The organism is Sphingobacteriales bacterium (assembly GCA_016700115.1).
GTDB lineage: Bacteria > Bacteroidota > Bacteroidia > Chitinophagales > UBA2359 > UBA2359.
In genome coordinates, this window is record CP064999.1 from 86782 (window position 1) to 101030 (window position 14249).

Sequence of the window (14249 nt, forward strand, 5' to 3'; positions counted from 1 at the left end):
ATTTGTGCCTGTCAGGAAATTGTTTTCAAAACTATTTGAGGAGGACTAATTTCTGAACTTTATGTGCAACTTTATGATCGGTCAGACTTCTCACCGATAGTTTATATACATAAGTACCTCTTCCTATTTTGTTTCCAAAATCATCTCTCCCGTCCCAGGTCATAGAATCGACTCTGAATCCTTCGGCGACTAAAGATTGCTGTAATGTTTTAACCACCCTTCCCGAAAGGGTAAAGATTTGAACGGTTATTAACAACTGATCGTTAGGGCGGTTGTGTTCGAACCAAAAAGCGGTATTATCGGTAAAAGGATTGGGATAATTCAACACATGCTTCAGTGCCAGCTCTGCCGATTGGGCTACGATAAACTCCGTATATCCTTTGCCGGCATTGTTATGGGTATCCCAGGCATTGACTGTCAATTGATGTAACCCTTCCGGAAGGTCGGATAATGGATAACGGATTTCCCCTTCTTTGTAATTGTCTAATGAGGCTTTGTAGTATTGGTTCAGCACGATAGAGTTTTTATTATCGTCGTTCAGAATGGCCGAAATGTTTCTCCCTATTCCATTGCCGACCGTATTGATTCCGTTTTCGTCTGCAAGTTTGGCTATCAACACCGGGTTTGTATTTGTCATGCCTCCAAAAACAAATTTTTCGTCGTTCATAAACAGTTTGATTTCAGGACCCTGGGCATCTGCCTGAACATCTTCTGCTACACCGCCAATGATGATTTGTTCGGTAAATCCATGTGCATCTGTGTTTACACCATTGTCGGCATACAGACTTACTCTTCCTGCTCCAAACTGGTAGGAAATGTCTTTGGGAGTAATAAATGTGAATGAAAATTCCCCGTTTGTAACGGTAGCTTTGCCTTTAAAAATGATATTCTTTCGCAGGTTAAAAGTATCGTGTTCACTATAAACATCATTGACCATTGTATGTACTTGTACAGATTTGTCAAAAACTGTTGAATATACGATTCCGTTAAAATCGGTGAGTTTCTCGCCGTTTTTGTTTCTGATTTCACCGGTCATAGTAACCTGTGATAACGCTTTGAGCGTATCAGCAGCTTCAATGCCCGAAGGTATCGGATGGTTGTTGACTGAAGTAATGACTGCCTGATGTTTCGGATAATTGAGTATCAGTGATGGATCTCCAAGCAAAACAAATTTCCGGTTATTGATGGAACTTGTCAATAATGTTGCATCATTTTTAGACCTCCTCGCAATTTCACCCAATGAAAGATGCTTGTCGTTTTCGACCTGAAATAGCCGGTTAATAAATGCGGTATTCAATCTCTGATTGGCAGTGGCATATACTAACCTGACGGTGGTCATCAATGCTATCCCACCCCCATCTGACTTTGTCATCAGCATTTCTCCTGCCGAAACTTTTTCGGGGTTGTCGTACCTGCTGAAACTACAGGTTGCTGTGATAAACAAAGGCATCTGATTAAGGTTGCTCCAACTTCTGATGTCTTCTGTTTTTAAAATTCGTTCATGTGCCCACCCTGACTCTCCGCCATGTCCGACATAATTCATAATAAATGTGCCGGAAAAAATTTTGTTGTTGATGGCTGTGTTGACATCAGGGTATAAGTTTCCTCCTGCTGTCGAAATTTGTGGATACGCATCGAGATATATTTTGTCAATATTGTAAACCGGATTGTTTTCTTCAACATTTGCTACGTGAATTTGTGCATCATCGAGGTGAAGATTGCCATCTTCATCGTCAGCAATAAAGGTGATGTTGTTTCTCCACTCTCCCAGCGAAGCACTTTCGTCATAGTGAATGATTTTATCAACCACTTTTTCGGCTTCTTCAAGGGTGGCTACCGGAATGCGTCCAATTGCAATATCTAAAAATTGATTGGTCGTATTGATATTCTGACCTTCGTCGTCATCTAAAAGCCCAAAAAAATCATCGGTACAATAAGTTTCTACCGCATTAAGCGATTCCGTACTTTCATAAGTTGGAACAAAATTGTGGTTATTACCCACTTTAAATTCTATTCCTTTGTAATCAAAAGAAGCATCGCCAAACAACAGTAAATAATGTGGCATCAAATCGGTATTTGTTCCGGCTCTGTCGTAATACATTTTCACATAATCTCTGATAGCTGCCATATCTGGAATTCCCGAAGAAAACTCATAGTAAATTTGTTGCGGAGTAACCACCTTTACTTCAAGGTTGTCGTGTGTCCGGCGGAAATTTGCCAACCTTTCGGCCGCAGGTAAAAAGTCGGGATAAGACACAATGATTAAATCGGGAGTTTCTTCTGCATGTAAATTTTGCTGAGTTAATATACCTGTTGCCTCAGGTGTATAAAACTGTGAACCATCAAAAACAATAAACTGCCTCAATGTTGGAGTCGGAACATAAAACACATATTGGTTGCCTGCTTCGGCAGTTAAATCCCATTGAACTGCTTCATTTAGCTTAGTTACTTCCCAAACCCGGATATTTGATGTGTTAGACTGAATGATGAACTTCGATTGTTTATTAGTTCCGACAGACTTCGGGTCTGAAAAAATCATTTGAGGACCGGTAAAAATCAAATGCCTGCGCGCATTCAGTTCGATAAAATCCAACCATCCGATTGCACTGACTGCCGGTCTGTTATAGGTTAAGTTGATGGTTAAATCTGAGCTGTTGGCTGTAAATTGAGAAGTTCCCGACGCAAGTCGGGCATACCATCCTTCGTAGCTTCCGGTTACAGAAGTGATGCTGACATTTTGAATCTGAGTTCCGTTGGCTTTAACATAAAAATTAGTAAGTGAACCGGAACTGTTTCCGGTTACATATCTTGAAGCAACCTGAGTTTTTATCTGAACAGGTGTTTCCGTGTCAAGATTGGGAAAGCTAAAACTAAAATTCTGGGATAATTCAACATTAAATTCTTCTCCCAGCCAAAGTCTGCCACTTTTAATAGGTTGAAATAAATCTTTCTGGTGAATGGCATAATCTGCAAATGAAGTAACTTCGGTGTTGTAAGAGGTTGATTGTAATTGGGAACCAATTCGAAGGCCCGTACCAATATCAAAATTCAAAAAATAAGCTGCATAATCGCTGTAAATGTGTTTCTGAAAAATATATCTTCCCTGTGTACTGTTGTATTGCCATTTGTCGGGACCTTCAGCATAAAACAAAACATAATCTCCTGCATCAAACACATTATTGCTGTTTAGGTCAACTACCTGAACCGGAATTTCTACGAGGTCGTCCGGTTTTTCGCTACCGGCAAGTTCAGAAAGCATCCCGCCACCATTTCCATAAATTCTCAGATTCGACAAATTAACGGTTGAACTGATCCCCAATGACTGTAAAAAGGAGAAATCAATTTTGTAAATCCCGTTTTTATCCGTTCTAAATTGGTAAAAAGTGCCTTGATTCAAGACCGAATTTGTAGTATAAGAGCGGTTGCTTTTTGCAAGATTTTGTCCTGAACTTCCCTGAGTTTTTAGTTCAAGATCAAAGCCCACTAATCTTTCAGTTTCAGAAGTGAGAGGGTTTAAACGAAAAGGGAGTAACGAAAAAAGTGCATTGGCCTGTTTTTTTTCATAACCCACTACTGCTTCTACGGCAATATCATGGGATAACAAGTCGTTAAAGTCGGGTAAATTAGCAAAACCGAGCGGCTCATATCTGGCATTCCGTATTTTTGCAGTAACTTGTGCCCCCTGAATGAACCCAATTTTTTTAGACCAAAAAGGCAAAGCGTGCAATTGGTAATCATAAACAGCATCTTTAAAATAAGGAGTTTCAACTTGTTTTAACCCATCAGCCGAAGGAACGGCGATTGTGTTTTTACTCCACTCAATTTCAAACCCAGTCAGAAGTTGTGTTTGTTGTGAGAAAATAAAAGGAGACACCAAAAGACAAAGCAAAAGAGCAATCGGGTTCTTATACATAGGAAGCACATTTAAAATTGAGAAAACAGGGGCTGCCGAATTGAAAAAAATGTGAGGATGTTGAAAAAGAAGTTAGGTTTCTCAAAGTATGGCAGGAAAAATTTTTTACAAAGATTTTAAACAGATACAATAGTTTTGATTAAACGGCAAAAATACTTATTTGGTTTGCCGTAAAACAAGCAATACGGTTTTATGAAGTTGAAATGGTGTTTTTTAATTGTTTTACTTTCCCTTAGTTGTATTTTCCCATCAAAAGGTTGGGCACAAGATCCTGAATTCAGTCAATTTTATGCAGCACCTGCACATTTAAATCCTTCCATGATTGGTTTTTCATGGGATCCTCGTATTGCTTTAAATTATAGGCACCAATATCCTCAGTTTGGCAATGCGTATCTGACCTTTGCCGCTTCTTATGACCAACATTTCGATAATCTGAACAGCAGCTTCGGTTTATCAGTCATGGCAGACCGCGCCGGAGAAGGCGGTATTTATAACACCTATCAGGTGAACGGACTATATGCCTATCAACTGAGATTTTCTTCAGATCTTCAGGTAAAAGTAGGAGCACAAATCGGGTATTTCAATCAATCTTTGGATTGGAGCAAACTTGTTTTTACCGATATGATTGATCCTACAAATGGCTCAACCGGGGGAACCACTTCTGAACTGACACCCGAACAAACTTCAATCCACCGGCTGGATATAGGTGGCGGAATTGTGGCTTATAACAGCAAGTTTTATATCGGGGCATCGGCCAAGCATGTTACAACACCTTCGTTGGCTTTTACCAACAGCAACGACGAAGATAATGATCTCAAAGTACGTGCCTCTGTTCATGCCGGCAGAGTGTTTTATCTCGGCCAAAAAGTAGTCGGTGAAACCCAGTTTTATATCAGTCCTAACTTAATGTTTATCAATCAGGGCAGACATTTTCAGGTTAATGCCGGTTCATATTTGGGAAAAGGAATTTTTTTTGGCGGAATCTTCATGCGACATACTATCCGCAACATGGATGCGTTAATCTTATTAGCCGGCATAAAAGCAGGAATTGTGAGGTTTGGGTATAGTTATGACATCAATATTGGACCCTTATCAACCGGAGCAGGTGCGCATGAAGTAGCTGCAATCATTGATTTTGGCCAAAAAAAGGGGGCTAACGACAAAATAAGAAGAAAAAAAGCGGCTGAATGTCCTGAAATTTTTTCACCGAGATAATAAATAACAATAAACATCGTTAGGCAATCAGGTAATAGCAGTTATTTCGAACCGAATGCCGTACTTTTGTCGCTCCGATTGCAACAATTTTGCCGAAGTTTTTAAATACCAAAAATATCTCCTTATATTTACAGGCGATTTTAATAAAGACGAAATTTTATATTGATTAGGTTGCATAAGGAGAATTAAAAACAGCATTACTCAACAGCAAATACTACATAACGAATAAAAAAAACAATCATAAACTTAGGAAAAGATGAAAAACTTGCTTAAATTTCCTTTGCAGTTAATGGCGTTTGCCCTTGTGGTTATGACCATTGCTTCCTGTAACAAAAAACATCCTACTTCATCAGCTACGGGATGGAATTACAACGATCCCGAATGGGGTGGGTTTGAAGCACCCAAAGAAAAAGATCAAAAAACCGGTCCAGGCTTGGTGCTGATTCCCGGTGGTACTTTTACCATGGGTGCAGTAGAACAAGATATCACTTACGATTATGACAATGTAGCCAGAAGGGTAACTGTTTCGTCTTTTTATATGGACGAAACCGAAGTATCCAACATCGCTTATCGTGAGTACTTGTATTGGCTTAACAGGATTTTTGGCGAACAATATCCAGAACTTGTCAGAAAAGCCATTCCCGATACCTTAGTCTGGTTGAGCGAGCTTGCTTACAACGAACCTTATGTAAGAAACTATTTCAGAATGCCTTCTTACAATGAATATCCCGTAGTAGGTATCACCTGGCTTCAGGCAAATGAGTTCTGCCGATGGCGTACAGACCGTGTTAACGAAGGCCTAATGGTCAAAGAAGGCATATTAGAGCTTGACCCCAACCAATACGGAGCAGAACATTTTAATACAGAAGCCTACTTGTTGGGCCAATATGAAGGTGTTGAAAAGAAAGGTATGAAAAACCTCGATCCCAACGGAGCTGAAACCCGCCGTGTTCGCTTTGACGATGGAATTCTTTTGCCTGATTATCGTTTGCCAACTGAAGCTGAATGGGAATATGCTGCTTTAGCTATTACCAGTGAATCTGACAAAGAAGAACGCTTTACCGACCGCAAAATCTATCCTTGGAAAGGCGAAACTGTCCGTTATGCCAAACATGGTAAATGGCATGGCGATATGATGGCCAACTTCAAACGGGGAGCCGGTGACTATATGGGTATTGCAGGTAATCTTAACGACAACGCGGAAATTACCGCCCCTGTCAGAAGCTATGCTCCCAACGATTTTGGTCTGTACAATATGGGGGGCAACGTGAGCGAATGGTGTTTAGATGTTTATCGTCCGATGACCTCTTTAGATGCTGATGACTTTAACCCTCACCGGGGTAATGTTTTCACCACCCGTGTAACTGATGCACAAGGCAACGCTGCCCCTAAAGACAGTTTAGGTCGTATTCAATATCGTCAGTTGACAGAAGATGAAATCGGCAACCGCACAAACTTCAGAAAATCAGATGTGAAAAACTACCGTGATGGTGACGAAATGTCTATGTCTGTTTATGACAGCGATAAAACAACACTTATCAGCGATAAAGCGCGTGTTGTGAAAGGCGGCTCCTGGGCAGATTTAGCCTATTGGTTGTCTCCCGGAACCCGTCGCTATATGGATGAAGACCAGGGTTCTTCTACGGTCGGTTTCCGTTGCGCCATGATTCGTATGGGAAGCCCTGACGGTAAAAAAATAAAAGCCAAAACAAAAAAGGTAAAAACTTATTAAAAATGAGTAGGAACTGATTAACCTAAACAGTTCTGCCTTTATATTAAAAAAGCGGTGCCCGTCAGATTTCTCTGCGGTACCGCTTTTTTGATTCATTAAATAAAAACAGACTCAAAAAAAACCCTCGCACTTTCGAATAAGGCAAGGGTTTTTTTTTAAAAGTTTTTAAAACGGTTGATTAACATGAAGGATTAAACAACAAGGAAAAACAGGTTTTACATCTTAGTTGGGCAAATCGTAATTATCGTTGCCTTTCAATCTTTTAACTTCTGCTCTAAGTGCAGCAATTTCTGCAAACAATTTTTCCCAAAGTGAATCTCCGATATAAGTATCGTTGATAATAAACGCTTTAGCTTTCCAAACCTCGACAATTTCTAATGCGTTGATTACATAAGGTTCGTAAGTAGGGTTATCGGAAGAAAGCAATAAAACCCCTCTTTTTTGCAACAAATTGGTAACTCGTTTATAAACTATGCCTTCGTTTTGAGAAATGATTATGTAAGTATCCCCGCTTTTGAGCGATTCCCAATCCTGTGTATATTCACCAATAACAATAGAACCTGATGGCAGAGGAAGCATAGAGTCTCCTTTGATTTTAAAAGCCCGGTAGGTAGAGTTATCCGGCAAAAAGGGCAGCCTGAACTTTGGCAGCGAAGAGATAAATTCTGTATCTGCATACCCATTTAAGTAACCGGCACTTGCCTGAGCACTTTCTGCATCAACATACTCAATATTTTCTTTTCCCGCCTCATCTGTTGAAATAGTCAGGGTTCTGACATCCAGATTTTTCCCTTTTAAATCTGCCGCTCCGGGCTGAGTGTATTGATTTGTTGAAGTATCAAACAAATCTCCCTGACGCAAATCATGGTTGACCAAAACATCTAAGTTAATCTTTGGGAAAAAAGTGGAGTTGTAAAGTTTCACTAACTTTAACATAACATCCATTTGAACATCTGCGCGTCCTTCTTCATAAGAACCAACGGCACCGCGTTTAATACCAAGCATAGCCCCGAAATCTGCCTGATTCAAATCAAACTTTTCTGTTCTAATGTACTTAAAATTGGCATTTGCAATTTTCATGGCTGTCTAATTTTAATGAATAAAATAATTCTCCACAAAGTACCAATATTATTTGCAGACCACCAAATATTTTTGCAAATATTTTTAGTTTTTTAAAAAATTTTTTTTTCCTCTTGTTTAAGAGAAGTTAAAGGGCATTGAATTGTCTTAATTTTTCACTACTAACCGACAAAAAATAAATTAAGGAGCTGCCCATCGGGGCAAGCTCCTTTTTTCATATTTTGGTTCTACTACAAACTAAAAATATGAGAGACAAAGATAAGCATTTAGTCGGTCAGCCGATATTCAAACAGTTATTAGAATTTGTTCCACGCAACAAATTTGATTTGCTTGTTAATAAGTACCAATCAGATCATTATTACAAGACCTATGATTCGTGGACACAACTTGTTACGATGCTATTCGGGATATTGAGTCGATGTGATTCTATGGGAGAAATCTGTGATGGTATGCAGGGTTTAACAGGCAAACTCAATCATTTGGGCATGGATAAATCACCGGCAAAGAGTACGGCAGGCGATGGTCTTAGAGGTCGAGACAATGAATTTTACCAAGCCGTTTATTTTATGTTACTCGAGCATTTTAAGCCTATTTTGTCGGTCAGCCGGATTGGGAATGTCTCCTTTTCCAAACTTTTCATTTTCGATTCAAGTACGATACGCCTATTTTCGAACATTATGAAAGGAGTTGGTCGCAATCTCAAGAATGAAGGGAAGAAAAAGGCGGACTGAAAGTTCATATGATGATTGATGCCCACAGTGATACGCCAGAGTTTGTAAAAATCAGTGAAGCTAAACAGCATGACAAGAATTTTCTGCAATATTTGCATCTGTCGCCTCACAGCATGGTTGTGTTTGACAGGGCTTACAACCATTATCTTCAATTTGCTCAATGGACAGAACGACAAATCAATTTTGTATGCCGTTTGAAAAAGAATGCTGTTTATCAGACACAGGAAGTTTTATTTACAGCAGAGCCGGCAAAGAACCAAGCGGGTGTTTTGTCGGAAGAACGCATCTTACTTGCATACAAAGAAGATAAACAAGAAAAGACTTTGCGCCTTCGAAAGGTAACTTACAGGGATGAAAAAGGGCGTATGTATGACTTTATCACCAATAATTTTGAGATAAGCCATGAAGAAGTCGCCTATCTATACAAGCTGCGATGGAACATTGAGTTGCTTTTCAAGAAGCTCAAGCAGAATTTTCAGCTGCATTACTTTTATTCCGAAACAGAGAACGGCATCAAAACTCAAATCTGGTGTACCCTGATTGCACAACTTTTACTGCAAGTGCTTCGGGTAAAATCAGAGAGCAAAAAAGCCTTTTCAACCATTGCAGCACTCATTAGAATTCATCTAATCAGTTATCTTGAAATATTTTGGATGGTGCAAAACAGCCGAAGAGCTTACAGCAAGCTCAAAAACGAAACAAATCGCCTAGTATCCAAATTGATTTATTCTAAAATAGAGGGGGGTAGGTTTTTGAAGGCTTGGAAAAATTCCTTGAAAATAAAGGGCTTACAATTGTTTTTTGCCGTTTTTTAAAGATTACCCGTTTAATAGTGTTAATTTTTATACCCTGTTAGCTTGTCGGCAGTAGATACTGGTGCTTATTTTGTTGATCTGCCAATCCAAATTTTTTCTACATATTGCCTTCCGTTAAAATGCAGCATAGCCAAATATATTCCATTAGGTAAGGATGGTAATGAGAAAGCATAAGCAGTTGGTGTTATACTTGTTGTTTGAGCAGTAACCGCTACACTGCCCGAAAGACTAAATAGAGTCAGCCCAATCTGTCCGAATTGCTGATGCTGAATCTGAATGTTTAAGTTGTTTGAAGAACTGTCATAAAACAATTTTGGAACTACAGGATTTGAAAAAGCCGAAGATTGGTTATTCGTACAATCCACATTGAAAATATACATTCCGGTCTGACAGGTAATCTGAGTGGCTTCGGCACATTCTACAATCACCGTATCAGATCCAATAAAACCCTGATACGGATTATAAACCAATGCGCTCCATAATCCATCCGGAACTATAGTTGCGTTGCCGTTTGAAGGTGGGTCAATAATAGTCGGAGTTACCCAGGTAGGGTATCCTAAATCTCCGATATAAATGATTGAGTCGCAAGAAATTTCATGAATTTCGGTAAAGTCAATATTTACCGGTTCAATTGTAATAATATAGTATTGATGGCTGCATATATCCATCTGTTCCCATCCGTTGCAGGTATAAATCATTGGAGGAGGCACATCTCCACAACCAACAACTTTTATCGTATCGGTGCCGGTTGTTCCTGCGGGTTGGTAGTAAACACAATTATCATTGATATAGTAAATTTGACCTAAACTTTCATTATGGGTGATGCACACCGTGTAAAGATTAGGGAAACAATTGTTTGCCCAAGCCCAGCCAATATTGCCATCACAAATATCAACCGAGAGTCCTGATTGGGTAGATAAATTTTGAATAATAGGTTCTATCGGAGGCAGTGATTCCATTTCTGCCAGATGAATGAATACTGTTCCACTGCTACAGGCACCATAAATATCACAGGCGGTATAAATAAAGTAGTCCTGAAATCCGATTGCCTGAGGCGTATAAGCAAAATCTCCTGTCGAGTCAAACATAACAATTCCACCGGTTGGCAACTGTTGAATATTATAAACAATAAAGTTCCCTTGTTCGTCAGTAACAATAGTGCTAAGTTGAAACGACACTGATTCAGAAGCCACAGAGCACAATTCAATATCCGGAGTAATGGGCGGGGTATTGGGCTGTGCGTTTAAAGGTTGTGTAGTAAATAGCAAAAAACTACAAGCCAAACATAAAAAAAACCCCTGAATGCGTTGTTTTGAAAAATGCGCGTGGAACAAATTGAAAGAATAAATGTGATATTCGTTAAGTTCAGGTGGATTTACAAAGGACGATAAGTTGGCAAAATTTAACCGGTTCATAAAGCAGATTAGTTTTATTTGACAATCATGTATTCAAAGATAAAAAAAACCGCTGACTTGAATAGCGGTTTTAGGTGTATAAGATACAATTGTCGGCTAAAATATAATCTATCAATCTTTACCAATCGTTAGAGTCTTGTGATTGTAAAAAGAAACCCAAACTGGCCTCTAAACGGGAAAACCCATCAACTGTGTTTTTCTTTGGAAGATGGTAAGAGAATGTTGTCTGAAAAACTTTGCCCAATCTTGTGCCAACTATCAAAGACAAGAAAAAAGGGTCGTCATTTATTTTGTAAGAAGTTCCGGCGAATACAATATCGTTATAGCTGACCAATAATGACAGATCTACATAAGGATCACTGCCTGCGCCAAATCCACCGGTATTTCTGGCTAACGGATTCACCATTACAGCAGGACGCAAAACAAGTTTATCTTCCAAAATTCCCCATCTATATCCTGCATAAATATAGGCACTTCGGTAAAAAATATTTTCCATCCCGGGTTCATAAAACTTGAAACTGGGCTGGTTAAAATACTTCACGGCAAGACCGGCATAAAAATCCAATATAGTGGCAGAAAGTCCAATATCAAAACTCGGTTTAAAAAAACGTTCATTTGCCGCTAATACAGGTTGCGAAGAAGGACCCTGGAAAGTTTGAATTTGATCGGTTTTAAAATGCAGTAATGATGCGCCTAACCCGATTTTGAGTTTCGAGATTTCACCTACCTCAAACATATAGCTGTATATCAATCCCAGATTCAGCAAACGCTTGTTGGTCGGAAATGTTTGTTGTGAAGCTCCTGCACCCACAAGATATGTATCATCAAATTTATGATACTGCATGGTTAGTCCGATTCCACTTTTTAAAGAGGGTATCGCACCATGAACAAAAAAATTGGTATTCAGAGGTTTGGAATCCGGCGGAACTTTTCCAAAACTGCCTGAGACTCCGATAGAAGGCTGATTGGCATCTCCTGCTGCTGCAGGGTTATACATTGGCAGGGCAAAATAATAATCATTAGAATAGATTACCCGATTAAATAAATTGCCTGCTTGTTGTTGTGCAAAAATTTGGGTATTGACACTAAATAAAGCGAAAATAACCGAAACAACTAAAAAGAACTTTTGGTAATAATTCATCCCATTTTTATTTAACTTTCTAAAAGATCCCGTATTGCGTTGATGAGTTCGTATTTAAACAACGGCAGACCTTGGATTTTGTTGAACCGATAAGCCGGAATTAAATACTGATCGCGTATAATTTTTACCAACTGACCGGCATTAATCTCAGGGATGAGCACTTTTTCGTAATTTCTTAAAATTTCACCTAAATTTTTCGGCAACGGACGTATGTATCGCAAATGAGCATGAGCCACTTCAAAGCCTTGTTCGTTCAATTCTGTTACCGCAGATTTTATAGCGCCATAAGTTGACCCCCAACCTAACACCAATAATTTTCCGGAAGAGGGACCCGAATCTATGGTTTGAAGCGGCAGAAAATCTGCAATTTTTTCTACTTTCGCTTCTCGTATTTTAACCATATACTCATGATTAGCCGGACCGTAAGAGATATTTCCGGTGTTTTCTTCTTTTTCTAACCCACCGACGCGGTGTTGCAACCCTTTTATACCCGGAATTGCCCAGGGGCGTACATGGTTTTCATCGCGTTTATAGGGCATAAATACTTCATTCTCCTCTAATTCTTTTTTAAAATGGGGTTGGATGGGTGGGATATCTTCAGAATTCGGAAAAAGCCAGGGTTCGGCACCATTGGCAATATACCCATCACTTAACAAAATAACCGGAGTCATGTATTCAATAGCAATTCTGCAGGCTTCAATGGCTACATAAAAGCAATCTGATGGAGATTTTGCGGCTAAAACAGGCATCGGACATTCACCATTCCTGCCATACAGTGCTTGAAGTAAATCCGCCTGTTCAGTTTTGGTAGGCAATCCCGTCGAAGGTCCTCCGCGTTGGATATTACAAATAACCAAAGGCAATTCGAGCATAACTGCCAGGCCCATTCCTTCTGCTTTCAGGGCCATACCGGGTCCTGAAGTGCCTGTAACAGCTAAACTGCCACCATAAGCCGCCCCGATTGCTGAACAAATCGCTGCTATCTCATCTTCGGCCTGAAACGTAGTTACTCCGTAATGCTTATATTGTGCCAGCCCGTGCAAAATGTCGGATGCCGGAGTTATTGGATAAGATCCATAAAACATTGTTAAATTTGCTTTGCGTGCAGCTGTAATCAATCCGATAACCAAAGCCTGATTGCCCATAATACTCCGGTATCGGCCGGATGCCATCGGGGCGGCTTTTATTTCATAACGAGAAGTAAAAGTTTCGGTCGTATCGCCAAAATAATACCCTGCTTTCAGCGCACGAAGATTAGCCTCTAAAATATCAGGTTGTTTTTTAAACTTGTTCTCTAAAAAAAAGAGGGTGCTATCCATCGTTCGGTTATACATCCAATACAAAAATCCTAAAACAAACATGTTTTTAGAACGGTCTTTTTCTTTGGTGCCAAGTTGCAAATCTTTCAGACAATCTCTTGTCAGCTTGGTTATGTCCATTTGAATAATCCGGTATTCGTTCAGGCTGTTATCTTCCAAAGGATTGGTTGCGCTTTTGGCAAGTCTTTGATTTTTGGAGTCAAAACCTGCAATATCGGCAATGATGATGCCTCCCTTTTTTAACGTGCTGAGGTTAGCTTTTAATGCTGCAACATTCATGGCAACCAACACATCGCATGTGTCTCCGGGTGTAAAAATCAATTTGCTTCCAAAATGCAACTGATACCCCGAAACACCGGGCAATGTGCCTTGGGGTGCACGGATTTCAGCAGGAAAATCGGGAAAAGTAGCAAGGTCGCTTCCGGTTAATGCCGTATTGGTCGTAAATTCAGTTCCGGTTAACTGCATTCCGTCTCCGGAATCGCCCGCAAACTTAATGGTTACTTCCAGCAATTGCTCAGTGTTTATATTTGCCATGTTTTAAAAAGGGAATAAAAAGGATAAACAACTAATTTTAACATCCAACCAACTGCCCTTTAATTTAATTGCGCAGGAACGTCAATTTCTATCTGTTTTGCGCATAAAGGAATCTTCTGTTTGGAAAGCAGGCAAAGTTAATCAATATGAGGAAATTAGTCGGAATTTTGCAGGAATTGATTTGAGAAACCAATTTGTCTCAAGTAACACCTTCGCTTGATACAGACAAAAAAATGTCATTGCAAAGTAAAAGAGTATAAAAAGAACAAAATAATATCTAACAATCTTATTTATTGATTACTTTTACGACTTGTAAATCAACTTATTTAAGCATACAATTTCACTGTTATT

The 14249-nt window shown here is 39.5% G+C and carries 9 protein-coding genes; 4 read left to right on the top strand and 5 right to left on the bottom strand.

All coding sequences use genetic code 11. The features are described 5' to 3' along the window. Positions 1 to 31: 31 nt before the first annotated feature. A complete protein-coding gene (porU, locus tag IPM47_00360) occupies positions 32 to 3913 on the bottom strand; it encodes a type IX secretion system sortase PorU (protein QQS29439.1) in 3882 nt (1293 codons plus the stop codon). Positions 3914 to 4105: 192 nt separating this feature from the next. Between porU and IPM47_00365 the strand changes: the two genes are divergently transcribed. Continuing rightward, positions 4106 to 5128, top strand: a complete 1023-nt coding sequence (locus IPM47_00365) for a PorP/SprF family type IX secretion system membrane protein (GenBank protein ID QQS29440.1) — start codon at positions 4106 to 4108, stop codon at positions 5126 to 5128. 256 nt (positions 5129 to 5384) lie between these two features. Continuing rightward, complete coding sequence (locus IPM47_00370; protein ID QQS29441.1) at positions 5385 to 6860, top strand: SUMF1/EgtB/PvdO family nonheme iron enzyme; 1476 nt, start codon at positions 5385 to 5387, stop codon at positions 6858 to 6860. Between the two features lie 222 nt (positions 6861 to 7082). On the opposite strand, the gene IPM47_00375 is transcribed toward IPM47_00370, so the two are convergent. Next, positions 7083 to 7940: a helix-turn-helix domain-containing protein gene (locus IPM47_00375; GenBank protein QQS29442.1), complete on the bottom strand. Its 858-nt coding sequence runs from the start codon at positions 7938 to 7940 to the stop codon at positions 7083 to 7085. Positions 7941 to 8185: 245 nt separating this feature from the next. Between IPM47_00375 and IPM47_00380 the strand changes: the two genes are divergently transcribed. Continuing rightward, positions 8186 to 8671, top strand: a complete 486-nt coding sequence (locus tag IPM47_00380) for a DUF4372 domain-containing protein (protein ID QQS29443.1) — start codon at positions 8186 to 8188, stop codon at positions 8669 to 8671. 11 nt (positions 8672 to 8682) lie between these two features. Further along, on the top strand, positions 8683 to 9486 hold the full coding sequence (locus IPM47_00385; protein QQS29444.1) for an IS4 family transposase: 804 nt from the start codon (positions 8683 to 8685) through the stop codon (positions 9484 to 9486). Positions 9487 to 9551: 65 nt separating this feature from the next. Here the strand turns inward: IPM47_00385 and IPM47_00390 are convergent, their stop codons facing one another. From IPM47_00390 to IPM47_00400, 3 genes are all read right to left on the bottom strand, one after another. Then, entirely contained in the window at positions 9552 to 10901 is a 1350-nt protein-coding gene (locus IPM47_00390; protein ID QQS29445.1) for a hypothetical protein, read from the bottom strand. Between the two features lie 118 nt (positions 10902 to 11019). Next, positions 11020 to 12042 (bottom strand): type IX secretion system membrane protein PorP/SprF, encoded by a 1023-nt coding sequence (locus tag IPM47_00395; GenBank protein ID QQS29446.1) that lies wholly within the window; start codon positions 12040 to 12042, stop codon positions 11020 to 11022. Between the two features lie 11 nt (positions 12043 to 12053). Beyond that, positions 12054 to 13898: a 2-oxoacid:acceptor oxidoreductase subunit alpha gene (locus IPM47_00400; protein ID QQS29447.1), complete on the bottom strand. Its 1845-nt coding sequence runs from the start codon at positions 13896 to 13898 to the stop codon at positions 12054 to 12056. Between the last annotated feature and the right edge of the window lie 351 nt (positions 13899 to 14249).

Coding starts and splice junctions, on each gene's coding strand:
- IPM47_00375 (QQS29442.1), bottom strand. CDS start 7,940: ATGAAAATTGCAAATGCCAATTTTAAGTACATTAGAACAGAAAAGTTT.
- IPM47_00380 (QQS29443.1), top strand. CDS start 8,186: ATGAGAGACAAAGATAAGCATTTAGTCGGTCAGCCGATATTCAAACAG.
- IPM47_00395 (QQS29446.1), bottom strand. CDS start 12,042: ATGAATTATTACCAAAAGTTCTTTTTAGTTGTTTCGGTTATTTTCGCT.
- IPM47_00400 (QQS29447.1), bottom strand. CDS start 13,898: ATGGCAAATATAAACACTGAGCAATTGCTGGAAGTAACCATTAAGTTT.
- porU (QQS29439.1), bottom strand. CDS start 3,913: ATGTATAAGAACCCGATTGCTCTTTTGCTTTGTCTTTTGGTGTCTCCT.
- IPM47_00370 (QQS29441.1), top strand. CDS start 5,385: ATGAAAAACTTGCTTAAATTTCCTTTGCAGTTAATGGCGTTTGCCCTT.
- IPM47_00390 (QQS29445.1), bottom strand. CDS start 10,901: ATGAACCGGTTAAATTTTGCCAACTTATCGTCCTTTGTAAATCCACCT.
- IPM47_00365 (QQS29440.1), top strand. CDS start 4,106: ATGAAGTTGAAATGGTGTTTTTTAATTGTTTTACTTTCCCTTAGTTGT.
- IPM47_00385 (QQS29444.1), top strand. CDS start 8,683: ATGATTGATGCCCACAGTGATACGCCAGAGTTTGTAAAAATCAGTGAA.